We start from the raw sequence: 22,940 nt of genomic DNA, 5'->3' as shown, positions 1-22,940 counted from the left end.
ACCGTGGACCTGACGCCCCTCTTCGCCGCCGCCCAGCACGCCAGCCGCACGCTGGTCACGGTGCCCGCTACCACCATCGACGCCCTGCTGCGCGACCTGGCTGGTACCATGGTGGCCGAAACCGATTTCCTGCTGGCCGAAAATGCCCGCGATTTGGCCCTGATGCCCGAAGCCGACCCGCGCCACGACCGCCTGCGCCTCACCCCGGAGCGCCTGGCCGGCATCGCGGCCGACCTGCGCACCGTGGCCGGCCTGCCCTCGCCCCTGGGCCAAGTACTGGCCCAAAAAGACCTACCCAACGGCCTGCACCTAAGCAAAGTGCGCGTGCCGCTGGGTGTCATCGGCATCATCTACGAGGCCCGGCCCAACGTGACCTTCGACAGCCTGGCGCTGTGCCTGAAAAGCGGCAACGCCTGCCTGCTGAAAGGCGGTTCCGATGCCGCTTTCTCCAACGCCGCGCTGCTGGCCGTGGCCGCGCCCGTGCTGGCCCGCCACGGCCTGGACCCAGCCGTGGCCACGCTGCTGCCGCCCGACCGCGCCGCCACAGCGGCCCTACTGGCCGCCGTGGACTACGTCGATGTGCTGATTCCGCGCGGCAGCCAGTCGCTCATCAACTACGTGCGGGGAAATGCGCGGGTGCCGGTCATCGAAACCGGGGCGGGCGTGGTGCACACGTTTTTCGATGAAACCGGCGATTTAACCAGCGGCGCGGCCATCATCGCCAACGCCAAAACCCGCCGCGTGAGCGTATGCAACGCCCTCGACTGCCTGCTGCTGCACCAGCGCCGGCTGGCCGATTTGCCGGCGCTGCTGGCCCCGCTGGCGGCCACCAAAGTGCAGCTTTTTGCCGATGCGCCGGCCTACGCCATGCTGGCCGGGCACTACCCGGCCGCGCTGCTGGCCCCAGCTACCGACGCGCATTTCGGCACCGAGTTTCTGGCCCTGAAAATGGCCGTAAAAACCGTGGTCTCCCTGTCCGAAGCCCTCGACCACATTGCCCGCTACGGCTCAAAACACAGCGAAGCCATTATCTCGGAAGATGTAACTAACATCGAAACGTTTTTGAATGCCGTAGATGCCGCCGCCGTGTACGCCAACGCTTCCACGGCCTTCACCGATGGCGCGCAGTTTGGGCTGGGGGCCGAAATCGGCATCAGTACGCAGAAGCTGCACGCCCGCGGCCCCATGGGCCTGGAGGAGCTGACGAGCTACAAATGGCTGGTGCGCGGCACCGGACAAGTCCGGAGTTCGTAACAGTACGTCATGCCTACTCCCCTCTATTTCCACGCCGTGCTGGAGCCGGGCGGCCCCAGCTTCATGCCCACCCAGACCATTGTGGTGCCGGCCGAAGTGCTGACAGCCCTCAGTGGCAAGGCCGCGAGGCGCGTCATCGTCACCATTCGCGGGCACGCGCTGCGGCTGGGACTGCTGCCGCTGGAAGGCGGCGGGCGCTACCCCATGCTGAACAAGGACGTGTGCGCCGCCGTGGGCATCAGGCTGGGCGATGAGCTGGAAATCAGCATTGACCCTGACCACGTCGACCTGCCCGATGAGCTGGCCGAAGCCCTCGCCGCCTGGCCCGAGGCCGAAACCGCCGTCAACAGCTACAGCGGTTCGCACCGCCGGGCCATGGCCCGGCTGGTGGCCGGGGCCAAGCAGCCCGAAACCCGCATCCGCCGCGCCTTGACGCTGACCGAGCGGCTGGCGCGCGGCCTGCACTCGTTTCGGGGCGACTAGCCACTAGTGCTTCTCGATGCGGTGCACCGTGCTGCCCACTTTCAGCACGTAGAGCCCGGCGGGGATGCCGACCAGCGAAACTTCCTGAAGCTGTCCGCCCACCAGGGTTTCGTACCGCAGCAGCTGGCCCGTCAGGCTCAGCAGGCGCACTTCGCAGGGGGCGGCCGCCAGGGCGGTGAGGTCGAGGGTGAGACGGTCGGTAGCGGGGTTGGGGTATAGGCCGATGGACTCGTTGCCGGCCTTCCGGCTCACGGTTACGACCTGGGAGTATTCGGCGCTGCCATCCAAATCAACCTGGCGCAGGCGATAGTAGCTCAGGCCGACCAAGGGGGCGGCATCGGTAGCAGCGTATGCCGTGGCGGTGGTGGCATTGCCCTGGGCGGCTACATCGCGCACGACGCTGAATGCCTCGCCGGTGGCGCTGCGCTCTACCACAAACCGGGCGCTGCTGCGCTCCGTGGCCGTAGTCCAGCGTAGCTCTACTTTGCCATTCGCGACTTCGGCCGTGAAGCTGGTGAGCTCCACGGGCAGTGGGCGCAGCGAGCAGAAGGTGGTGTTGGGGCCCACCGTGCCGGACGGCATATCAAACCCCAGCCTGGGCTGCGTATCGGTGTCGCAGAAATCGAGGCGGCCCGTTGCGCCAAAGATGCCGTAGTTGCGGGTGTAGCCGCCGGCCGTGATGCTGCCGCGCAGCGGTGCTGCTGGCCCCGAAAACACTCCGCTGTTTTCGTTCGTGAAATTACCCGACACGGCGATGGTACCGCTGTTATCTACGCGCCCATTGCTGATGAACTGGCCCGTGACCCGAAACGTGGCCCCGCGGCTGTTGGTAAGCAGCGAGTTAGCGCTCAGGTCGCTCATGCCCTTGGTCATGAACATCACCCCGCCGTTGGTGATGGTGATGGTCGCGTCCATCCGCAGGTAGCTGTCGAGGGTGGCCGTGGAGCCGGCCGGGTTATTAAACGCGTTAGGGCCGGGTGTGGGGAAGATAATGCCCTTGGCCCAGGTGGCACCGTTGTTTACTACCAGCGAGCCCGTGCCGGCGAGAATAGCCGTCCAGGTCCCGCTGGTGTGGTTCACGGTGAGGGCACCGTTGTAGTTTATCTGCGCGGGCCACTGGCCCTGGTTATTCACGGTAATGGGGGCGGCGCTGTTGAAGGTAGACTCCTGCGCCCAGTTGCCGGTGCTGGTGTTGGTGATGGTGAAGACGGCCGCATTGCCACTGGTTTGCAGGTGGCCGCTCCAGCGGCCTTCGTTCACCACGGTCAGGTTGCCGGCGTTGGTAAGGTCAGGCGTCCAGGTCGCGTTTCGCTTGTTGGTGATGGTGCCCCCGGGCAGGTCCTGAATCTGAGCCGTCCACGACGCATAGTTATTAACAGTAATGGGCGCTTTAAAGTCATTGCCCACGTAGCCCGACCAAGTGGCCCCGGCTAACACCGTGGTGCCGCCATCGCGGCTCCCATTGTTGATGGTGACCGGCGAATTCAACTCGATGTTCTGCGAGGGTACCGCGCCCAGGTTGTGTATCAGCGTGCCGGTAAGGCCGTTGTTTACGGTCAGCCCGGCATTGCCGGCGATGGTGCCGTTGTTGATAATCGTCACATTATTACCTCGCACGCTCAGCCCACCCGTGTAGCTTACCCCGCTGCCAATGGTGACGGTTTCGCCCCCGACCAGCACAAAGCCAGCATTGGCATTCGTGCTGTTGATGGAAATGGTGCAGCTGATGCACTGCGCCAAGGAATTACCAGCCCCAATTGTCATAAACAACAGGGTGCCAGCCAGCACAGCCAGCTTACGAGCAACGCACCCTTTGGTGCCGGATACAGCAGCATAGAATTTTTCCATAACGAAAAAAAGAAAAACTAAAACATAAAAATGATGTAGCAAATCTAAAGCATTTTCAATAAATATAACAAGATTTTGATTTTATTTAATCATTTCCTGACACCCTCATTTACCGTAACCTCCCGCCTTTAGGTAGGAGGTTGCATTGGGACATAAAAAAGCCGCCGCTGCAAATGCAGCGGCGGCCTGGCCTATTCTGAGTTGGGATACCCACGCAGGCGGCTTCCGGCTCAGTCCTTGAGCACGATGCTCACCACCTTGCCGGGCTCGTCAACGGTGAACTTGCATTCATCGAAACCAGGCGCGGCGATGGTAGGCCGCACGTTGTTGGAAAAAGCATAAGGCTCGGTGGGGATGCCGAGGAAGTTCTTGTCGATTTTGTCGTTGTTGTTCAGGTCCTGGGTAATGGCCACGGCCCACTCGCCCCTGGGCAGCTCGACGGGCAGGGAGAACTCGCTCTTGCCCTGGGGCTTTACCGATTTGGAAAAGGCCCATTTCCCGCTTTTCAGGAAGCCTTCGCGGTTGTTGTAGAAGTACAGCCGCACGGAAGCAGTGGTGGATACCAGCGACGAAACAACCACCGTAACCGAGGTGGTTTCGTCGCGCGAGGCGGCGGGCACAGCGGCTCCCAGAAAGCTGCTGCCAATCAACAATGAGCAAAGCGGTAACACGTTCATAAGCGAATAATTTAGCTGGTGAGCGGTGGCGGGAAATACAATGCCAACGCCCGACTTTACGTAAAGAGTTCGATAACAACTGATTTCACCCGGCTAAATCGTCCATTCACCGAGGTTCTGACGCCCTACGCTGCCCTACTTCCCAACTTATTTGTTTTTCTATTACTGGAGTTGTTTAGAAAGTCACAAAAGGTACTCAAACGGTCATGCAGCGCGCAGCGCAGCATCTTGCTCGCATCGTTGAACGGGCCTGACGATGCGAGCAAGATGCTGCGCGCTGCATGACCGTTCGGGGACTTTCTAAACAGCTTCACTATTGCATTGCCACACCTGCTTACCAATCTGATGACCACCCGCCGCCTTTTCCCCCTGGCATTGCTGATGACTTTAGCGCTGGGCAGCTGCGAAAAAGACGACGCCACCCTGCCAACGCAGCCCACCGCGCTGCTGCAAAGCCGCTGGCAGCTAACGCAGATTGACAAGACCCCGGTGGCAACTTCCAGCTACGCCGAAACCAGTAAGTCCTACCTTGAATTTGTGGCGCTGGGCACCTGCACCGTGGGCCTGGGGCCGTGCAATAATTTCAGCGGCCGCTACGCCCTGGCAGCCGGCAGCCAGGAGCTGCACATCACGCCCCAGATTGCGACCCGCGCCACCTGTCCCGTGCAGGATTTGGAAACGCGCTACCTCGATAACCTAGCCCTGACGGCCCGCTACGAAATCAGCGGCAACGAGCTGCGGCTGTACGATGCCACCACGCCGGCCCCGCGCCTGCTGTTTCGGCGCACGGCGCAGTAAGCCGGACAACCTCCGGCCCGCAAAGCCGGTAAGCAGCCCATTGGTGGGCCAGCGTCTGGCCCGCATCTTTACCGCATGGAAGGGCTAACGAAAATTGACGACCTCGGCAAACCACGCGTGGTGATTGTGGGCGGCGGCTTCGGCGGCCTGGAGCTGGCCAAGGCCCTAGCCGATGCGCCGGTGCAGGTGGTGCTGATTGACAAGCAGAACTACCACGCCTTTCAGCCGCTGCTGTACCAGGTGGCCACGGCCGGGCTCGATGAGGGCGACATCGTGTCGCCGTTCCGCAAAATCCTCAACCACCAGGAGAATTTCTACTTCCGGCTGGCCGAAGTTACCAGCGTCGACCCCGAGGCGCAGGTGGTGGAAACCAGCATCGGCCTCGTTCGCTACGACTTCCTGGTGCTGGCCACCGGGGCCACCACCAACTACTTCGGCGATGCCGAGATGGCTAAAAATGCCATTGCCATCAAGAGCGTAGAGGATGCCATCGAGCTGCGCAATACCGTGCTCTCCAACTTCGAGCAGGCCCTGCAGCTCGGCGACTACGAGCAGCTGAACAGCATGCTGGATTTTGTGATTGTGGGCGGCGGCCCCACAGGCGTCGAAATTGCGGGGGCGCTCAGCGAGCTGCGCACCCACGTTTTCCCGAAGGACTACCGCGAAATCGACTTCAAGGAAATGGACATCCACGTGGTGCAGAGCGGGCCGGTGCTGCTGAAAGGCATGTCGGCCAACTCCTCGGCCAAGTCCCTGGAATACCTGAAGAAGCTGGGCGTGCAGGTGTGGCTCGATACGCGGGTGAAGTCCTACGACGGCTACACCGTGACGCTGAACAACGGCCAGCAGCTCATTGCGCGCACCCTGATTTGGGCGGCGGGCGTGACGGGCGCACCCATCGCGGGCCTCAACGCCGACTGCCTGCTGGCCGGCAACCGCTACCTGGTGGACGGCTACAGCCGCGTGCACGGCTACGAGAACGTATTCGCCATCGGCGACATCGCCATCATGAAAACCGACGCCACCCCCGACGGCCACCCCATGGTGGCCCAGCCCGCCCTGCAACAGGGCGACTGGCTGGGCCGCAACCTCAAGCGCCAGCTCAACGGCCAGCTCATGGAAAACTTCGAGTACCACGACAAGGGCACGATGGCCACCATCGGCCGCAACCACGCCGTGGCCGACATCAAGCTCTTCGGCCGCGAATTCCACCTCGACGGCTTCATTGCCTGGCTGGCCTGGAGCTTCGTCCACGTCATTTCGCTGGTCAGCTTCCGCAACCGCGTCGCCGTATTTTTCTCCTGGGCCTGGAATTACTTGACCCAGGATAAGGGCCTGCGCTACATCATCGGCAAAACCAAAGCCCCGCTGGTGGAAAAGGATATGGAGGAAAAGGCGATTGTGTAGTGGTCAGTGGTTAGTGAGCGGCGGCCGTTAGCGCAACGCCGCCAGGCCCTCGCAGAAATACCGGAAGCTGGCGGACGTATTCCGGGCCGGGTCAACGTGCCGGCCGATATCCGTGGCCCATTGCGTTTTGCGCTTGCCCGTGGCGAAGTAGCGGCCCTGCTTCAACACGCTCCACAGCACCTCATTTGGTTTAAGCGGAGCGTCGGGCTCGCGGTCAAGGCCCTTGAAATGGTGCGGCTTCACGCCGGGGTAGGCGGCCATAATGGCTTCCCGGTCGCCGAGCCACCACGCCTCCAGCTCCTGCACGGCTATCCGGTTGAGGACGTGGAATACCTCGCCGGGGCCGGCGGTGGTTTTGGTGCGTAAGCCCGCCTCCCGTGCTTTTGCTTCCAGCGCCGCTTTGCGCCGCTCGCAGATGCCGTCGCCATCCAGCAGCACCACTACCCGCAAATCCGTTTGCCCTTCCCGAAATATCCGCTTGTGGTAGCCTTGCAGCAGGGCTTTCAGCTGGCCCAACAAATCCTGCCAGCCCTCGAATACCCGCACGCGATACGAATGGCCCGGCAACAGGCGCGGCAACAGCTGGTCCAAGGCCGCTTGGGGCGAAATTTCCTCGACCAGAAAGTCAATCTGCATGGCCGCTATTTAATCGGAGCTGGCAGGTCCAGCGGGTTGCCCACGTCGAAGAAATTACGCGACCACAGGTAGCCCAGCGGCGAACCTTCCTCCACCATCGCGGGGATGCCCGGCAAGTCGGCCACCCGCGTGGCCTGGGTGTAGCCATCGGCCCCGCGATGCAGTATCCATACCTGCTCGGGGGCCAGGGCATTGAGCAGGGCCGGCGAATGCGTGACCACCAGCAGCTGCCGCAGCTCCGCCGCGTCAATCAGCTCCTCGGCCAGCCCGGCCAGTAGCTGCGGGTGCAGCTCGTTTTCCGGCTCCTCCAGGCCCAGCAGCCCGGCCGCGTCGGGCTCATAAAGCAGCGTGAGCAGGGCGGCCAGCCGCATGGTGCCGTCCGACATGTATTGCGCCGGCAGCGGCTTCTCAAATTCGGCATCCCTGAACCGCAGCAGGATTCGCTCATCCGAGGTTATTTCCGGGACGATGTCGGACAGTCCCGGCACCCATTTCCGCATCTGCGCCGTGATTTTGGCGAGGGTTTCCGGGTGTTTGGTGTGCAGGTAATAGAGCACGTTGGGCAGGTTGTCGCCATTGGGCGAAAGCTTTTCGCGCGGGCCGGCGTCGGAATAGCCTTTCAGGTGGTCGTCGGTGAGGTGGATATAGCGGTAGGATTTTAGCGTATCAATTACGGCATGTGCATATATGCTCAATTTTGAATTCACTGCGAAAGCATATCCCAGCATCACTTGCGACGAACTGCTAATCGAAATTTTAACTGGCTTTTCAATTTTGTCATCGTCAGACTGCTCAGTATTTAGTGATGAAATGAAGTCGGTCCATCCTTCTTTTCTAGCAGGCTCAGTGGTCAATAGCAATTCTTCTGTGCTATCATCCTTCACTGCCAACCATTCCTTCACCAGTATTTTTCCCTTATCACCTTCTTCTAATTCTAAGATGTATTTCAACTGACCTAGATAAGGGAAACCGCTTATTACTATTTCAAACGAAATGCTGCCTTCACTTCCTCGCGTTCGCATTCCCGCGAACCGGTTCCGCTTATCGCAAGCATCTTTTAAATCCCCCCCAACCGCTTCCGCCAGAAAATCCAGTGCATCCAGCACCGTGGATTTGCCGCTGCCGTTTGGCCCAATCAGCACCGTGAGCGGCGTGAGGTCGCGAAACTCCACGTCGCGCAGGGTGCGGTAGTTTTTGATGCGCAGATACGTGAGGCGGGGCACGGCCGGAGCCTGGGCGCGGGTGGGCATAAGGAGCATGGTTTTTCGCAAAGTAACACGGTTGAGCGCGTTGATAATTTGAGGGCCGCTCCGCCCGCAACTGCGCCGCGCCGTAGCTTACGGGCCACAAAAGCATTCCCACCCCATGTCCGACCTCACCGTTTCCTTTATTCAGACCGCGCTGCACTGGCACGATGCCGCCGCCAACCGCACCGCCTTCGACCAGTTTCTGGCCCGGCAAACCGTCCCCGCCGACCTCATTGTGCTGCCCGAGATGTTCACCACCGGCTTCAGCATGGAGGCCGCCGCCCAGGCCGAAACCATGCAGGGCGAAACCGTGGCCTGGATGCGCCAGCGCGCCGCCGACCACGATGCCGTCATCACCGGCAGCGTCATCATCGAGGAAGACGGCTACTTCTACAACCGCCTGCTCTGGGTGCGCCCCGATGGCAGCCTGAGCTGCTACGACAAGCGCCACCTCTTCACGCTGGCCGGCGAGCAGCACACCTACACCCCCGGCCACGAGCGCCTGGTGGAGGACTGGCGCGGCTGGCGCATCTGCCCGCTGGTATGCTACGACTTGCGCTTCCCCGTCTGGAGCCGCAACCAGCCCGTCGCGCCCTACGACCTGCTGCTGTACGTGGCCAACTGGCCCGCCGTGCGCCGCACCGCCTGGCGCACGCTGCTCCGCGCCCGCGCCATCGAGAACGTGGCCTGCGCCCTGGGCGTGAACCGCACCGGCAAGGACGGCAAAGGCCACGCCTACTCCGGCGATTCGGCCCTGATTGACGCCAAAGGCAGCTATCTCGTCGAAGCCCACGACCAGAACGGCATCTTCACCCACACCCTGAGCCGGGCCGAGCTGGATGATTTCCGCAACAAATTCACCGCCCTCAATGACGGGGACGGGTTTGAGTTGAACGATGTAGGGGCGGGGCCTGCCCCCGCCCACCGTTGAACGGAATCGTTGCCACGGAACCTAACGACGGGCGGGGGCAGGCCCCGCCCCTACCTTGTTCAGCCGGCACATTGAAGCCGAAACCGCCTTGGTGCCCCGCTGGGGCTTTCCGACTCCCCCTTACCGCACCAGCAGGCGCTGCACGGCGGCGGCTCCATCGGTTCCTTCGGCGCGCACGAGGTACACGCCGGCGGCCAGGCCCGTGAGGCTGAGCGTATGGCGGCGCTGGGCCGCGTCGGCGGCCTGCACCACGCGGCCCGTGAGGTCGAGCACGGTGACGCGGGTGGGCAGCGCGGTCTCAACGGTGACCATGGCGGTGGTGGGGTTGGGGTAGATGCTCAGGGCCAGGGCGCGGGCGGCCTCGGTGCGGGTGGCCGTGACGGTGCGGTTACGGGTGCCGTAGCTCAGCACTCCACCCGCCTCAATACCGATGAATAGCTCGGGCGCGCCGTCACCATTGATATCGGCGGCGGCCAGGCCGTAGTGCGAGTAGTCGCCCAGACCCAGGCGGGTGGGCTCGTAGAGCGCGGTGAGGGGGTTGTACTGCAAATCGGTACGCTCGGCGAACAGGGCCGGCGACTGCGTGCGGTAGTCGGAATAGAGGCGCAGGTAGCCGGTGGCATCGGCCGTGAGCAGGTCGGGGCGGCCGTCGCCGTCGAAGTCGGCCACGGTGGGGCTCAGGTTGGCGGGCCGGTCGCCGGTCGCGGTGCGGATGTGGCCGTAGTCGTTATTCACCAGCACGAAGGTGCTATCGAGCGGGCCGCGGCCACGGTTGCGGAAGTAGCGCAGGGCCATGCCCGGCTCGCGCACCTCATTGGTTCCGATGAGCAGGTCGACGTAGCCATCGTTGTCTACATCGGTAAAGCAGGGCATGTCGTCCTTCGTATAGGGCAGCAGGCCGGTGCCGGTGGTTGCGCCCTGCGGCTTAAAATTGATGGCATTGGCCGCGCTAAAGGCCACGGGCCGGCCGGCGGCGGCGGTGTTCAGAATGTAATAGAGGATGTTGGTGCCCCGGTCCCAGGCGGCGTAGGCCAGGTCGGTGGCGCCGTCGCGGTTCAGGTCGACGAGCACGGGTTTGAGGCCTTGCAGGCCCTGGGCAGCCAGGCCCAAGTAGTCGCTGCTCACGAACTGGAATACCGGCCGGGCGCGGGTGCCCACGTTACGGTAGTAGGTGAGGCTGGCGCGGTACACGTTGTTCACGCGGTCGGCCCGGTTGCCGATGAGCATATCCGGCAGGCCGTCGCCGTCGAGGTCGCCGAAGGTGGGCGCGGCCCCTTCGCTCACGTCAATCATGTCGTTTTGCAGGAAGCCGGCCGGCTGGCTAGTGTAAACGGGCGCACCGCTGGCGGCCGAATTGGTGAAGAGCTGCACGTTGTTGCGCATACTCACCAAATCCGACACGTTGTTGACCATGTTGGAAGCCACCACCAAATCGGGCTTGCCATCGAAGTTGGCATCGAACTGATAGCCGGCCGGAAATACTGGCACCCGCGCCGGCGCGGCCGCCGACGGAAAGCTGGCGCTGATGCCCACCTGCGTAACCACGGGCAGGGCCGTGGTACCCGAGTTGAGCAGGCGGGCCAGCTCGGGGCAGTTGTCGCGGCCGTCGAGCAGGTCCTGGTCGCCGTCGCCGTCGAGGTCCACCAGCAGCAGGCTGTGGCCGCCAGTGTGGGTGGGCCGGGTGGCCGTGAAGCACTGCTGGCCATTGAGCTTGAACTCGGCACAGCCGCCGCAGGACTGGATGCCGCCCCAGTTATCGGTGGTGAGGGTGAAGGTGAGGGCGCTGCCGCAGGTGCCGGGGCTGTTGTTAATGTACTGCTCGATGAACGACGCGCTGACGAAATCATAGGTCATGATATCGAGCTTGCCGTCGCCGTTCACGTCCTGAATGGCGGGCAGGTTGTAGCCGCCGATGGTGAGGTTGGCCGAGCCCGTGAAATTGCCGGTGAAGCGAATCTGATTAGTGGCCAGAGCAAAGCTGGGCCGGCCATTCACCAGGGCATTGCGGAACACCCGGATTTCGCCGCCGTTGATGTAGGTGAACAGGTCGGGGCGGCCGTCGCAGTCGTAGTCGCGCAGCAGCGCCCAGCCACGCAGGTCGCTGGGGAACAGGCTTTCGTACTGCGGGGCATACTCCCAGCGGCGACCGGCGGTGGTGCCGGGCGCGGCCACGCTCAGAAACGTGTAGCAGCGGCTGCTTTCGTGGTCGAAGGCAAACAGGTCCGGCTGGCCGTCGTTGTTCAGGTCGATGGTGCTGAACTGGGGCGTATTGAAGCCGCCGGCCCAGGCATTGCGCAGGGTATCGGTGCCCTGCACCACCTTGGCCGTGGCCCGGCTCTCAAACCCAAAGGCGGCGCTGCCCGACTGGCCCCAGGTAACCCCGGCAAAAGCCAGCAGCGCCAGCACCAAAGCGTAAGAACGAATCATGGAAAAGAAATTGGGGAAGCGGTGCCGTGCGCGGAACAAAAATCACGCCCACCTTTGCAGCAAGTTACACCCGGTTTGATTTTCCAGTTCCGCAGCATGTTGCTCTATTCCCGTTATTTGGCCGCCGGCGGCCTCGTCAGCACCGATTCGCGCCAGCCCCAGCCCGGCACCCTGTTCTTTGCCCTGAACGGCCCCAGCTTTCGCGGGGCGGCATTTGCGCCGCAGGCCCTGGCCGCTGGCGCGAGCCACGCCGTGGTCGACGACGTGCTGCTGGCCGCCTCCGATCCTATCCGCTACACCTACGCCCCCGACCCGCTGGTGGCCCTGCAGCAGCTGGCCCGCCACCACCGCCGGCAGTTCCGCATCCCGGTGCTAGCCATCACGGGTTCCAACGGCAAAACCACCACCAAAGAGCTACTCACAGCCGTGCTGGCGCAACAGTTCAAAGTGCTGGCCACCATTGGCAACCTCAACAACCACATTGGCGTGCCGCTCACGCTGCTGCGCCTGCGCACCGGCGAGCACGACTTTGCCGTGATTGAGATGGGGGCCAACCACCGGGGCGAAATCGCGGCCTACTGCGAGTGGGCCGAGCCAACCCACGGCCTCATCACCAACATCGGCAAGGCCCACCTCGAAGGATTTGGCGGGGCCGAGGGCGTGGCTCTGGGCAAGGGCGAGCTGTTCGACTACCTCACCCGCACCGGCGGCACGGCCTTCGTGAACACCCTGGATGCGCGCCTGCCGTCGCTGGCGGCGCAGGTGCCCGTTATTCGCACCTATCCCCGCGTGATGGACGACTACCCCGCCACGCTGCTCTCGGCTGCGCCCGCCGTGGCCCTGCGCCTCGGCGACAATACCGAAATAGTGGCCCAGCTCACCGGCGACTACAACTTCCCGAACCTAGCGGCCGCCGCCGCCGTGGGCCAGTTTTTCGGAGTTCCGACCAATAAAATCGCGGCCGCCCTGGCCCGCTACAACCCGCAAAACAACCGCTCGCAGCTCCTGCGCACCCCCGCCGGCAACGAGCTGGTGCTGGATGCTTACAACGCCAACCCCAGCAGCATGGGCGCGGCCCTGCGCAGCTTCGCAGCCCGCCCGGTGGCGGCTGGCCAAACCAAGCTGGTGCTGCTCGGCGACATGTTCGAGTTGGGCGACGAGAGTGCTAAAGAGCACGCGGCGCTGGGCCAGCTGCTGGCGGAGCTACCGCTGCCGCAGGTGCTGCTCATCGGCCCGGAAATGGCGCGGGCGGCGGCGCGGGCCGGCTCAGCCCAGCATTTCGCCACCAAAGCAGAGGCGGCCGAATGGCTGCGCGCCCACCCCGTGTGCGGCCGGCAGGTGCTGGTGAAAGGCAGCCGCGGCATGGCCCTGGAAACGCTGGTGGAGCTGCTGTGATTGGTGAGGTGTGAAATGGTGAGGTGGTGAGTTTGATGTTCAATTGGCCGAAATGCGCAAATCGAACATCAAACTCACCACCTCACCATTTCACACCTCACCACTAAAACGGGCTCACGAAATCCTTGAAGGCCGGCAGCTCATTGTCCTTGCCCGACACGAGCGGGTGCACTTCGGTGCCCCAGTTGATGCCCAGGTCGGCATCGTCCCAGCGCAGGCCGCCTTCGGTGGCGGGGGCGTAGTAGTCGGAGCACTTATAGATGAAGATGGTATTGTCTTCGAGAGCCATGAAGCCGTGGGCGAAGCCGGCCGGAATGTAGAGCATGTTGGCCTTGTGGGCCGTGAGCTCCACCATTTGGTGCTGGCCGTAGGTGGGCGAATCCTGGCGCAAATCCACGGCCACGTCGAAGGCGCGGCCCTGGCCTACGCGCACCAGCTTGGCCTGCGCGTGGGGTGGGCGCTGGAAATGCAGGCCGCGCAATACGCCTTTTTTGGAGTTCGACTGGTTATCCTGCACCCATTGGGCATCGGCTCCGGCCTCGGCCATGAGGCGCTCGCAGAAGGTTTCAAAGAACACGCCCCGGTCGTCGGCGAAAACGCGGGGGGTAAACTCAATCAGGCCGGCTAGGGGGAATTTCTTTACTTCCATCGGGGCAAAGGTAGAAGATTGGGGAATATTGGTTTTATAGTTAGGCCGTAAAAAGAACGGTCATGTTTCGGCTGCGCTCAGCATGACCGTTCTTTTCTTTCTTACTCATTTACTTCCGCTGCACTGCTGCTACTGCGGCAATGTACTTATCGAGCACCAGCCGCTCATCAAACTTAGTTTCGGCGAGGTAGCGGCTGTTCTGGCCCATGCCGCGCAGGTCGGCATCGCTCAGGTGCAGCACTTGCAGCATTTTGGCGGCCAGGTCCTCGCCGTCGCGCACCTGACAGAGGTAGCCGTTGCGGCCGTCCACCACGGTTTCGCGGCAGCCGGGCACGTCGGTGGTTACGATGGGCTTGCCCACGGCGGCCGCTTCGAGCAGGGTTTTGGGGGTGCCTTCGCGGTAGCTGGGCAGCACCACGCAATCGGCGCGGTGCAGGTGGGCGGCCACATCGTCGGAGCGGCCCAGGTATTCGATATCGCCGCTCAGCAGCCACTCCTCAAACGTGGCACGGGGCACGCCCACGCCGCCGGCCTCATCGAGGCTACCGAGCAGCTGAATGCGGGTGCTGGGCACGGCCTGCCGAATGATTTTGGCGGCCTCAAAGTATTCAACCACGCCCTTTTCATAGAGTACCCGCGCCACCATCAGAAACACGAACGGGGTTTGGCGCACGAACCCGGCGGCGGGCCGGAACTTGGTGGTATCAACGCCCGAGCCGGGCAGCAGGTCGGTTATTTCGCTTTTTATCAGGTCATTGTCCAGAAATAGCTGCCGGTCGTCGCCGTTCTGGAAAAACACTTTGGCCGGGAAGCGGAATGCGAAGCGGTAGAGCCCCAGGGCCACCTTGCTCACGAAGTTTTTGATGATAAACACCGTGCCCAGCCCACTCACGTTGTTGATGCTGGGGATGCCCGCGATGCGGGCCGCAATGCTGCCGTAGATATTGGGCTTGATGGTGTAGTGCAGCACCACATCGGGCTTTTCACGCTTATAAATCTGGTAGAAACGGCGCGTAAGGGCGGCATCCTTCACGGGGTTGGTGCCCTTGTTCTCCATCAGAATGGGCACGAAGCGGCAGCCCAGCTCGGTTTCGAGGCGCGCCGAATAGTCATCGGGCGGGGCAATGGCCAGCACTTCGTGGCCAGCGGCCTGCAAGGCCCGCACGAGGCTGGCGCGGAAATTCCAAATGTTCCAGCTGGTATTGATGACGATGGCGACGCGCAAGACGGTGAGTAGTGAGTGGTGAGATGGTGAGTTCCGGGGCAAAGGTCGACCTTACGGATTTTACCCACACCTGTTTATTCAAACACTCACCATTTCACCTTTTCGCCGGTACTTTGTGGGCGCTTTGCGTGTTATGCCTGCCATGAACCTTCAACTTTCAGCCTTTCTGTTTCTGCTGGCGCTGCTGCCGCAGGTGGCTTCGGCCACGCCGCCGGTGCTACCGGGCCAGCTTATCTTCCAGAAAAACTGCGTGCGCTGCCACGGAGCCAACGGCAAGCGCGGCCTCAATGGCGCGCATGACCTCACCAAGAGCAACCTCAACGCGTTCGGCCGCACCTACCTCGTTACCAATGGTATGGGCAAGATGCCGGCCTTCGGCAAATCCCTTATGCCCGAGCAGGTGCAGCAGGTTGTGGCCTATTCGCTTACTTTGAAGTAACATTGAGCGTCATGCCGAGCGCAGCCGAGGCATCTCGCGTGCCGAAGTAATTCAATCGTATTGATTAGTGGCAGCACGCGAGATGCCTCGGCTGCGCTCGGCATGACGTTCTTTTTGGCCGGAACTGCGTTTAGCTTATTCTGACCCATCCAATACTGATTACAACCCCATCCCATGGCAAATACCCAATCCGGCGGCCGCAAGCCCGGCAACAGCACCCGCCACGTCGGCGCCGTCGACGGCGTGAAAGGCCGGGCGGGCCGCATCCTCCTGAAAGCGACCGACAACGGCACCTACGAAACGGCTAAGGAGCACGAAACCGCTGTACTCATTTCCGTGCCCCCGCGCCGGCAGTCCGAAGCCCAGACCACCGAATACCTTGACGAGCTGGCATTTCTGATTGAAACCGCCGGTGCCACCGCCACCAAGCGCTTTGTGCAGCGCCTCGAAAAGCCCGACATCCGGACCTACGTGGGCGAGGGCAAGCTGGCCGAAATAAAAGCCTACGTGCAGCACGAAGGCACCAGCATGGTGGTGTTTGACGATGACCTGTCGCCGTCGCAGCTGCGCAACCTGGAGGCCGAGTTGCTGGTGAAAATTGTGGACCGATCGCTGCTTATTCTCGATATTTTCGCGCTGCGGGCCAAGTCGGCCACCTCGCGCACGCAGGTCGAGCTGGCGCAATATCAGTACTTATTGCCCCGCCTCACCGGCCTCTGGACTCACCTGGACAAGCAGCGCGGCGGCGTGGGCATGAAGGGCCCGGGCGAGACGGAAATTGAAACTGACCGCCGCATTGTGCGCGACCGGATTGCCTTCCTCAAAGAGAAGCTCGAAGACCTCGACAAGCAGAGCCATACCCAGCGCAAATCGCGCGGCGGCAACATTCGGGTGGCGCTGGTGGGCTACACCAACGTGGGCAAGAGCACGCTGATGAACGTGCTGGGCAAGGCCGATGTATTTGCCGAAAACAAGCTCTTCGCCACCGTGGACGCGACCACGCGCAAAGTGGTGCTCGAAAACACGCCGTTTTTGCTTTCGGACACGGTTGGGTTTATTCGCAAGCTGCCTACTAAGCTGATTGAAAGCTTCAAGAGCACGCTCGACGAGATTCGCGAAGCCGATTTGCTGCTGCACGTGGTGGATATCTCGCACCCCAATTTTGAGGAGCAGATTCAGGTGGTGAACGATACGCTGGTCGACATTGGTGCGGCCGACAAACCAACCCTGCTGGTATTCAACAAAATAGACCAGTACAAGCACGACGATGTAGAGATGGACCCCTTCGGCGAAGTGCTGGATGCCGAGGACGATGGCACTGCCCCGCGCCCGCCGCTTGAGCAGCTGCAGGCCACCTACATGGCCAAGCTACACGACCCGGTGGTATTTATTTCGGCCCAGGACCGCACCAATATGGAAGAGTTACGCGAGCTGCTGGGCAAGCGCGTAGTGGCCCTGCACCAGCAGCGCTACCCTTACCAGGCCAACACCTGGGCCAGCGAATAGCCCAATCGGTCCGGCGGCATTAACAAATTTTTGCCGGGCCGGCCGGGCATGAACGTTACGTGAATATTATCGTAGGGGCGAAGGCCGGGCTTTATCAGGCTTGTCCTTACCCAAAACTCAAACGCCCTTCCGGCCATGTGGCTGGAAGGGCGTTTTTGCGCGGTTGCCTATCAGGTTTGCCGCTTTTCAAGCGGAGTCAGCCAGCAAAAAGGGGCCTTGGCGTTACCTCGGAGAAGTCGGGAAAAGATTTGGGTAAGGACAAGCTTTATCAGGCCCGGCCTTTTCTGTTATGATGCAGGTGCGTTTTCTTCGTTTGGGTGGCCTGCTACTGCTGGGTTTGGGCCGAGCCACCGCGCAGGATATTCCCGTGTACCCGCCGCCCGCGCCGCTCGACACGATGGGCCTGGGCCGCACCGACGGCCAGACGTTCGCCAACTCGCAGGTGGTGGGCATGGGCCCGAGCAAGGGCCTGATTATAAAATACGAACGGATTCCGGGCAACTTCACCCTGCGCAGCACGGCCGTGGGTGGGGTGGGCGACTACAACACCACCGTTAGCAAAAACGCCAACCTCGTTATCAAGGCCTACGCGCCGCTGCTCAACCACCCGCACCTCAAGCTGATTCTGGGCCTGAACTACGACCGGCAGGAGTTCCAGTTCAGCTGTAGTACTCCCCAAAAGCTGGACAGGTTAAGCGGGCTAGCTTAGCTCGATTATGACCCCAAAACGCACCCGCCGTCGCTATACGGCCGAGTTCAAAGCGGAGGTGGCGCTAGCCGCCCTCACCGAGCGCCAGCCATTGGCCGAGCTGGCCGCTCACTACCAATTGGCTACCGCTCAAATCACCCGTTGGAAGCTGCAACTGCGTGAGCAGGCCACCCAGGTTTTCACCGAAGCGCCTGCGGCCGGCACGCCCTTACCCGACGTCGAGCCCCTCTACGCGGCCATCGGTCGGTTGCAAATGGAAAACGCGCTGCTAAAAAAAACGCTACCCCGATGAGCACGGCCCAACAACGGGTCCTGGTTCAGGCCTCGGACCCGGCCGGTAGCTCGGTCGCCGCTCGCTGCCAAGCCCTGGGCCTGGCCCGCAGCAGCTTCTACTACCAGCCCTGCGGAGAAAGTGCTTACAACCTGGAGCTCATGCGCCTGCTCGATGAGGAGTTTACCGACCACAACTTCAAAGGAGTGCTCGGCCTGCGCGACCACCTGCGCCTGGCCGGCCACGCCGTCAATGCCAAGCGCGTGCGCCGCCTCGTGCGCCTGATGGGCCACGAGCCGATTTATTCCAAACCGCGCTTGTCCATTCCTGGTCAAGGCGTTACACCCTACCCGTACCTACTGCGGGACCGCCCGGCCACCGCCCCGAATGAGGTATGGAGTACCGACATCACGTACGTGCCCATGGCCAAGGGCTTTCTCTATCTGGCCGCCGTGCTCGACTGGCACTCGCGCTACGTGCTCAGCTGGCAGCTCTCCAACACGCTCGACGTGGGCTTTTGCCTGCAAGCCCTGGCCGATGCGTTGCGCCATGCTCCGGCTCCCTACATCTTCAACTCCGACCAGGGCAGCCGGTTCACCAGCCTCGCCTACGAACAAGCTTTGCTGGACGCCGGCTGCCGCATCAGCCGCGACGGCCGCGGCCGCGCCACCGACAATGCCTTCATCGAACGCCTCTGGCGCACGGTCAAATGGGAACATATCTATCTTATCCCGGCCGATGACGGCCAGCATCTGCACCAGCAATTAACCGCGTACTTTGCCTACTACAATCATCGCCGACCCCATCAAAGTCTCGGGGGCCAAACGCCCGCCCACGTCTACCAAACCAACACAACATTCAATCATAACAATATTACTTAACAAGCCCCGCTAAACTGTCCAGTTTTTGGGGAGTAGTACACGGCCGTGATTCGGCCCGTGGACGCGGTGCACTGGTACCTGTTCCGCGCCAAAACCGAGCTCAACGGCGACTACAATTCCGACGAGCTTAGCGTGAGCGACTACCTAAAAGTCACTTCCGAATTCATCTACGGCTGGAAGCGCAGCTCCACGTTTGCCTGGGGCATCGGGGTGCAGCTGGGCTACAACCTGGGCCGCCAGAGCCTCTACCCAGTCATCGTGTACAACCGCACGTTTAATCCGCGCTGGGGCGTAGAGGCGCTGTTTCCGGCCCGGGTGCTGGTGCGGCGCAACCTGTCGTCCAACGCGCTGCTGTTTGCCGGCTACGAGGTGGCCAGCAATAACTACAATATCAAGCTGCGCAATGCCTGCGCCGCGCCCAACAACTCCAAAGTCACCTCGCTGGAGCTGCGCCAGATTGACCTGAAATTCCGCCTGCGCTACGAGCGTGAGCTCCTCTTCTTCCTCTGGACGGGCATTGAGGCCGGCTACCGCTATAACTACCAGCTCAACGCCTTCGACCGCACCAACAACACCCGCGACCGCCTCATCGACAGCCAGCTCGGCGGCACGCCCTACGCCAGCCTGGACCTGTTCATCGTGCCGCCCAAAAAGCTGCTGCAAAAGGCCGCGCGCCGCCGGAAGTAGCGCTTACCTTACACCCTTTGCTTGGCGGCGCTTCAGGCCCTTCAGCCACGCGTAGGTGGCCTCCTGCGCGTGCATAGGCTTCTCCCCTTCCAGCGCTGGGATATAGTCATTCTCAAAATCGCGGGCCTTCACGTTGTCGTTGCGCTGAAAATCGAGCAACTGGCGCACTTCGGCCCGCAGGCTTTCATCGAGGATGGGGAAGGCTACTTCCACGCGGCGGTCGAGGTTACGAGTCATCCAGTCGGCAGACGAGACGTAGACTTTTTCCTCACCGCCGTGGCCAAAGACGTAAACCCGGCTGTGCTCCAGAAAGCGGTCGACGAGGCCGCGCTGGCTGATGTTTTCGCTGAAGCCGGACTGGCCGGGCACCAGCCGGCCAATGCCGCGCACAATGAGCTCGACGCGCACGCCGGCGTGGCTGGCTTCGTAGAGCTTGGCAATCATACCTTCGTCCTCCACGGCATTCACTTTGAGGATGATATAGGCCTCACGGCCCTTTTTGGCCTGCTTGATTTCGTAGTCGATGAGCGCGTTCAGGCTGGGGCGCAGGCCGAAGGGAGCCACCAGCAGCTGCTGCAGCTCGGGCACCACGCTTTGGTCGCGCAGGTACTCAAACACGGCGGCAACCTCTTCGGTCAGGCGCTCATCGGCCGTAAACAGGCCGTGGTCGGTGTAGAGCTCGCTGGTGCTTTCGTTGAAGTTGCCGGTGCTGAAGTAGCCGTAGCGGCGCGTGGTTTCGTCGGCCTCGCGGCGCACGATGACCAGGAGCTTGCTGTGTACCTTGAGCTCGGGCGGGGTGAAGATGACGTGCACCCCGGCCCGCTTCAGCTTATCGGCCCAAAAGAGGTTGGACTCTTCGTCAAACCGCGCTTTCAACTCCATTACCACCGTCACCTGCTTACCGCTTTTGGCGGCTTTGAGCAGGGCTTTCACCACAGCGCTTTTGCTGGCCACGCGGTAGAGCGTGATGTTGATGACGGCCACGCGCGGGTCGGTGGCGGCTTCGCGCAGCAGGCGCGTCACGTAGTCGAACGACTGGTAGGGCGGGTGCAGCAGGTGGTCGCGCGCGCCGATGACGGCCAGCAGACTGCCCGTGCGCGGCAGCGTGGGGTGCGGCAGCGCGGGCCGGGGCGGGTAGTGAAAATCGGCCTCGCCGAAATCGGGAAAGCCGAAGAAATCGCGGAAGTTGTGGTAGCGGCTGCCCTCCACCAGCTCCTCGTCGGTGATGCCGGTTTTCTGCCTGATGGCGCGCAGCACTTCCCGGGGCATTTCGGGGTCGAAGAGCAGGCGAGCGGGGAAGCCGGTGGCGCGCTTGGCCAGGCTGCTGCGGATTTTCTCCATCAAATCGCCCGAAACCTCTTCCTCGATATCCAGCTCGGCATCGCGCGAGAGCTTAATGGCATTCACTTCGACCTGCTGATAGGCCGGAAACAGACTGGCCGCGCCCACCCGAATCACATCGTCCAGAAACAGTACGTAGCGCTCCTCGCCTTCGTCGGGCAGGCGCACGAAGCGGCTGCCATGGCGCTTGGTAGGCAGCTCCATTATCAGCACCCGCTCATCGTCGGGCCGTCTTTTGGCTTTGCCAGCGGCGGCGTGGGGCTGGCTGAGGAAGAAGGTGAGGTAAACGGCCTGGTCCTTGAGAAAGAGGTGGTGCAGGGTGTCATCGAGCACCATGGGCGAGAGCAGGTCGCGCACGTTTTCGGCAAAGTAGCGGGCCGTCCACTCGCGCTGCTGGTCGGTGAGGGTGGCCTCGGTGAGCAGGTGAATGCGGCGGCGGTTGAGCTCGGGCAGCAGCTGCTCGCGGAACGTGGCCCCGAATTCCTGCTGCTGCCGCGCCACTTCGGCCAGCACTTCTTTCAGCTGCCGCTTGGGGCTTTCGCCGAGCTTGGCGCGGGTTTTCTTTTTGAGCTTCGTCAGCCGCCGCAACGTGGCCACGCGCACCTTAAAAAACTCGTCGAGGTTGCTGCTGAAAATAGCCAGAAATTTGAGGCGCTCCAGCAGCGGCACGGTGGGGCACTGGGCTTCCTGCAATACGCGGGCGTTGAAACGCAGCCAGCTCAGGTCACGGGAAAGGGTTTTCAATTGATTATGCGGGTTGGTGAACCAAGCGTTTAACGGAAAAAGAAAGCACAACGGTCATGCCGAGCGCAGCCGAGGCATCTCGCTCGCATCGTTGCAGCGATTGGGTTACTGCTCTACACGCGAGATGCCTCGGCTGCGCTCGGCATGACCGTTCTGTTAAATTCGTTCAACCCAAACCCTACTCTACCCTACTATTTTTCAGGTACAAAAACGGGGCAGCCCGACCTTTGGGGTTACGACACCACCAAAAACCCGTTCTGCCCCGTGAAGCAACACTTCGCCGCTAAAATTACGACGCTTTTGCAGCAGGCCCCGTTTGTGGGCCACTTGTCCCGCCAAAAGTTTGTGGGCCAGTTTATTCTTGGCCTGATAAAGAGCCGCAACGTGCAATTCGGCGAGGTGGCCCAGCACCTCAATGACGCGGCCAAGCCCGCCTCGAACGAAACGCGCATTCAGGACTTTTTCCGCGAAGTAGACCTCAATTACGTACTGGTGGCCAGGATTTTACTGAGTTTGTTGCCTGCGCAGGGCAAGCTGCGCTTATGCCTCGACCGCACGGAGTGGGACTTCGGCCAGTGCCAAGTGAACATCCTGCTCGTCACCGTCGGCACGGGCGAGGTCCACGTGCCCCTTTATTGGCACCTGCTCGACAACCGCAGCGGCAACTCCAACGCCGCCGACCGCATCGCGGTGCTCGAAAAGTGCCTGGCCTTGCTGGGCAAAGACCGCATCGGCCTGGTCGTGGGCGACCGGGAATTTGTCGGCCATGCGTGGTTCAAGTGGCTCAAAGACAATGGGCTTAATTTTGTCATGCGCCTGCCCAAGCACCACTGCCTGACCCACGCCGACGGCCGGCGGCAGGCCGTGGCCGACCTGGGCCTGGTGCCGGGGCAGGTGCGCCGCTTCGCCCACGTGCAGGTCGACGGAGTCTGGGGGCAGGTCTGGGTCAAGGCCGTGGCGGCGGACGCGTTTGTCTTCCTGTTTGCCACGGCCGGTCTGAACCACCTCGAGCAACTCTATGCCAAGCGCTGGACGATTGAGCAATGCTTTCAAAATCTGAAAGGGCGGGGCTTTAACCTGGAAGCCACCCACTTGCGCTGTTTCCAAAAGCTGCGCAAGCTCGTGGCCCTGGTCAGCCTGGCCTACGCGTTTTGTCTGGGCGTGGGCGCGGCCGCCCACGGCGGCCGCCAGCCCATTGCCCGCAAAAACCACGGCTACCGGGCCGCCAGCCTGAGCCGCCACGGCCTCAATCTGCTCCGCCAACTCGCCCGCCCGCTGACCCTGCCCGAGGACCCATTGGCCCGCTTGGTTGAAACGCTACTGAACTGGATTACGAGGCAACTTGCTAAAAATCAATTACTAAAAATAGTAGGGTAGAGTACCCA

General features: G+C 62.1%; 21 protein-coding genes. 13 read left to right on the top strand and 8 right to left on the bottom strand.

What is annotated here, in order from left to right:
• Positions 1-3 precede the first annotated feature (3 nt).
• Both KQ659_RS02625 and KQ659_RS02620 read left to right on the top strand, forming a co-directional pair.
• A complete protein-coding gene (locus tag KQ659_RS02625; RefSeq protein ID WP_216685400.1) occupies positions 4-1,254 on the top strand; it encodes a glutamate-5-semialdehyde dehydrogenase in 1,251 nt (416 codons plus the stop codon).
• Positions 1,255-1,263: 9 nt separating this feature from the next.
• Entirely contained in the window at positions 1,264-1,737 is a 474-nt protein-coding gene (locus KQ659_RS02620; RefSeq protein WP_216690331.1) for a YdeI/OmpD-associated family protein, read from the top strand.
• Between the two features lie 3 nt (positions 1,738-1,740).
• Here KQ659_RS02620 and KQ659_RS02615 read toward each other — a convergent pair whose 3' ends face one another.
• Both KQ659_RS02615 and KQ659_RS02610 read right to left on the bottom strand, forming a co-directional pair.
• Positions 1,741-3,585, bottom strand: coding sequence for a T9SS type A sorting domain-containing protein (locus tag KQ659_RS02615; RefSeq protein ID WP_216690332.1), 1,845 nt, complete (start codon positions 3,583-3,585; stop codon positions 1,741-1,743).
• Between the two features lie 230 nt (positions 3,586-3,815).
• Positions 3,816-4,262: a DUF2141 domain-containing protein gene (locus KQ659_RS02610; RefSeq protein ID WP_216678921.1), complete on the bottom strand. Its 447-nt coding sequence runs from the start codon at positions 4,260-4,262 to the stop codon at positions 3,816-3,818.
• Positions 4,263-4,607: 345 nt separating this feature from the next.
• On the opposite strand from KQ659_RS02610, the gene KQ659_RS02605 reads away from it, so the two are divergent.
• Together KQ659_RS02605 and KQ659_RS02600 are read left to right on the top strand one after the other, a co-directional pair.
• A complete protein-coding gene (locus KQ659_RS02605) occupies positions 4,608-5,060 on the top strand; it encodes an META domain-containing protein (protein WP_216678922.1) in 453 nt (150 codons plus the stop codon).
• Between the two features lie 75 nt (positions 5,061-5,135).
• The gene (locus KQ659_RS02600; RefSeq protein ID WP_216690333.1) at positions 5,136-6,467 is read left to right on the top strand and encodes an NAD(P)/FAD-dependent oxidoreductase; all 1,332 of its coding nucleotides are present in this window, start codon (positions 5,136-5,138) and stop codon (positions 6,465-6,467) included.
• Between the two features lie 27 nt (positions 6,468-6,494).
• Here the strand turns inward: KQ659_RS02600 and KQ659_RS02595 are convergent, their stop codons facing one another.
• Positions 6,495-7,103: a DUF4276 family protein gene (locus KQ659_RS02595; protein WP_216690334.1), complete on the bottom strand. Its 609-nt coding sequence runs from the start codon at positions 7,101-7,103 to the stop codon at positions 6,495-6,497.
• A 5-nt stretch (positions 7,104-7,108) separates the two neighbouring features.
• A complete protein-coding gene (locus tag KQ659_RS02590; RefSeq protein WP_216690335.1) occupies positions 7,109-8,353 on the bottom strand; it encodes an AAA family ATPase in 1,245 nt (414 codons plus the stop codon).
• 115 nt (positions 8,354-8,468) lie between these two features.
• On the opposite strand from KQ659_RS02590, the gene KQ659_RS02585 reads away from it, so the two are divergent.
• On the top strand, positions 8,469-9,281 hold the full coding sequence (locus KQ659_RS02585) for an amidohydrolase (protein ID WP_216690336.1): 813 nt from the start codon (positions 8,469-8,471) through the stop codon (positions 9,279-9,281).
• A 120-nt stretch (positions 9,282-9,401) separates the two neighbouring features.
• Here the strand turns inward: KQ659_RS02585 and KQ659_RS02580 are convergent, their stop codons facing one another.
• Entirely contained in the window at positions 9,402-11,708 is a 2,307-nt protein-coding gene (locus KQ659_RS02580; RefSeq protein ID WP_216690337.1) for a T9SS type A sorting domain-containing protein, read from the bottom strand.
• Between the two features lie 96 nt (positions 11,709-11,804).
• Between KQ659_RS02580 and KQ659_RS02575 the strand changes: the two genes are divergently transcribed.
• Positions 11,805-13,103: a UDP-N-acetylmuramoyl-tripeptide--D-alanyl-D-alanine ligase gene (locus tag KQ659_RS02575; RefSeq protein WP_216685411.1), complete on the top strand. Its 1,299-nt coding sequence runs from the start codon at positions 11,805-11,807 to the stop codon at positions 13,101-13,103.
• Positions 13,104-13,206: 103 nt separating this feature from the next.
• Here the strand turns inward: KQ659_RS02575 and rfbC are convergent, their stop codons facing one another.
• Both rfbC and KQ659_RS02565 read right to left on the bottom strand, forming a co-directional pair.
• Positions 13,207-13,752, bottom strand: coding sequence for a dTDP-4-dehydrorhamnose 3,5-epimerase (gene rfbC, locus KQ659_RS02570; protein ID WP_216678930.1), 546 nt, complete (start codon positions 13,750-13,752; stop codon positions 13,207-13,209).
• Between the two features lie 109 nt (positions 13,753-13,861).
• Positions 13,862-14,977, bottom strand: a complete 1,116-nt coding sequence (locus KQ659_RS02565; protein ID WP_216678931.1) for a glycosyltransferase family 4 protein — start codon at positions 14,975-14,977, stop codon at positions 13,862-13,864.
• A 142-nt stretch (positions 14,978-15,119) separates the two neighbouring features.
• Here KQ659_RS02565 and KQ659_RS02560 point away from each other — a divergent pair, with 142 nt between their 5' ends.
• From KQ659_RS02560 to KQ659_RS02535, 6 genes are all read left to right on the top strand, one after another.
• Positions 15,120-15,416, top strand: a complete 297-nt coding sequence (locus KQ659_RS02560) for a c-type cytochrome (protein WP_216678932.1) — start codon at positions 15,120-15,122, stop codon at positions 15,414-15,416.
• Between the two features lie 174 nt (positions 15,417-15,590).
• A complete protein-coding gene (gene hflX / locus KQ659_RS02555; protein ID WP_216678933.1) occupies positions 15,591-16,922 on the top strand; it encodes a GTPase HflX in 1,332 nt (443 codons plus the stop codon).
• A 289-nt stretch (positions 16,923-17,211) separates the two neighbouring features.
• Positions 17,212-17,631 (top strand): hypothetical protein, encoded by a 420-nt coding sequence (locus tag KQ659_RS02550; RefSeq protein WP_226929803.1) that lies wholly within the window; start codon positions 17,212-17,214, stop codon positions 17,629-17,631.
• Between the two features lie 7 nt (positions 17,632-17,638).
• Entirely contained in the window at positions 17,639-17,923 is a 285-nt protein-coding gene (locus tag KQ659_RS02545; RefSeq protein ID WP_216679462.1) for a transposase, read from the top strand.
• Positions 17,920-18,783 (top strand): IS3 family transposase, encoded by an 864-nt coding sequence (locus KQ659_RS02540; RefSeq protein ID WP_216690339.1) that lies wholly within the window; start codon positions 17,920-17,922, stop codon positions 18,781-18,783. The genes KQ659_RS02545 and KQ659_RS02540 overlap by 4 nt, the downstream gene beginning before the upstream one ends.
• 45 nt (positions 18,784-18,828) lie before the next feature.
• Positions 18,829-19,470: a DUF6268 family outer membrane beta-barrel protein gene (locus tag KQ659_RS02535; RefSeq protein ID WP_216685414.1), complete on the top strand. Its 642-nt coding sequence runs from the start codon at positions 18,829-18,831 to the stop codon at positions 19,468-19,470.
• A 3-nt stretch (positions 19,471-19,473) separates the two neighbouring features.
• Here KQ659_RS02535 and ppk1 read toward each other — a convergent pair whose 3' ends face one another.
• Positions 19,474-21,555, bottom strand: a complete 2,082-nt coding sequence (gene ppk1, locus KQ659_RS02530; protein WP_216678936.1) for a polyphosphate kinase 1 — start codon at positions 21,553-21,555, stop codon at positions 19,474-19,476.
• A gap of 264 nt (positions 21,556-21,819) precedes the next feature.
• On the opposite strand from ppk1, the gene KQ659_RS02525 reads away from it, so the two are divergent.
• Positions 21,820-22,932, top strand: coding sequence for an IS4 family transposase (locus KQ659_RS02525; RefSeq protein WP_216688119.1), 1,113 nt, complete (start codon positions 21,820-21,822; stop codon positions 22,930-22,932).
• The last annotated feature ends 8 nt before the right edge of the window (positions 22,933-22,940 follow it).

It is taken from the genome of Hymenobacter siberiensis (assembly GCF_018967865.2).
Lineage (GTDB): Bacteria > Bacteroidota > Bacteroidia > Cytophagales > Hymenobacteraceae > Hymenobacter > Hymenobacter siberiensis.
The sequence above is the reverse complement of the archived record's forward strand: the minus strand, read 5'-3'. Positions and strand labels throughout refer to the sequence as shown.

Bases quoted from the DNA above. Each gene is read 5' to 3' on its own strand.
- KQ659_RS02610 (WP_216678921.1), bottom strand. From the start codon at position 4,262: ATGAACGTGTTACCGCTTTGCTCATTGTTGATTGGCAGCAGCTTTCTG.
- KQ659_RS02540 (WP_216690339.1), top strand. From the start codon at position 17,920: ATGAGCACGGCCCAACAACGGGTCCTGGTTCAGGCCTCGGACCCGGCC.
- KQ659_RS02575 (WP_216685411.1), top strand. From the start codon at position 11,805: ATGTTGCTCTATTCCCGTTATTTGGCCGCCGGCGGCCTCGTCAGCACC.
- hflX (WP_216678933.1), top strand. From the start codon at position 15,591: ATGGCAAATACCCAATCCGGCGGCCGCAAGCCCGGCAACAGCACCCGC.
- KQ659_RS02615 (WP_216690332.1), bottom strand. From the start codon at position 3,585: ATGGAAAAATTCTATGCTGCTGTATCCGGCACCAAAGGGTGCGTTGCT.
- KQ659_RS02590 (WP_216690335.1), bottom strand. From the start codon at position 8,353: ATGCCCACCCGCGCCCAGGCTCCGGCCGTGCCCCGCCTCACGTATCTG.
- KQ659_RS02585 (WP_216690336.1), top strand. From the start codon at position 8,469: ATGTCCGACCTCACCGTTTCCTTTATTCAGACCGCGCTGCACTGGCAC.
- KQ659_RS02550 (WP_226929803.1), top strand. From the start codon at position 17,212: ATGATGCAGGTGCGTTTTCTTCGTTTGGGTGGCCTGCTACTGCTGGGT.
- KQ659_RS02620 (WP_216690331.1), top strand. From the start codon at position 1,264: ATGCCTACTCCCCTCTATTTCCACGCCGTGCTGGAGCCGGGCGGCCCC.
- KQ659_RS02560 (WP_216678932.1), top strand. From the start codon at position 15,120: ATGAACCTTCAACTTTCAGCCTTTCTGTTTCTGCTGGCGCTGCTGCCG.
- rfbC (WP_216678930.1), bottom strand. From the start codon at position 13,752: ATGGAAGTAAAGAAATTCCCCCTAGCCGGCCTGATTGAGTTTACCCCC.
- KQ659_RS02600 (WP_216690333.1), top strand. From the start codon at position 5,136: ATGGAAGGGCTAACGAAAATTGACGACCTCGGCAAACCACGCGTGGTG.
- KQ659_RS02545 (WP_216679462.1), top strand. From the start codon at position 17,639: ATGACCCCAAAACGCACCCGCCGTCGCTATACGGCCGAGTTCAAAGCG.
- KQ659_RS02580 (WP_216690337.1), bottom strand. From the start codon at position 11,708: ATGATTCGTTCTTACGCTTTGGTGCTGGCGCTGCTGGCTTTTGCCGGG.
- KQ659_RS02595 (WP_216690334.1), bottom strand. From the start codon at position 7,103: ATGCAGATTGACTTTCTGGTCGAGGAAATTTCGCCCCAAGCGGCCTTG.
- KQ659_RS02605 (WP_216678922.1), top strand. From the start codon at position 4,608: ATGACCACCCGCCGCCTTTTCCCCCTGGCATTGCTGATGACTTTAGCG.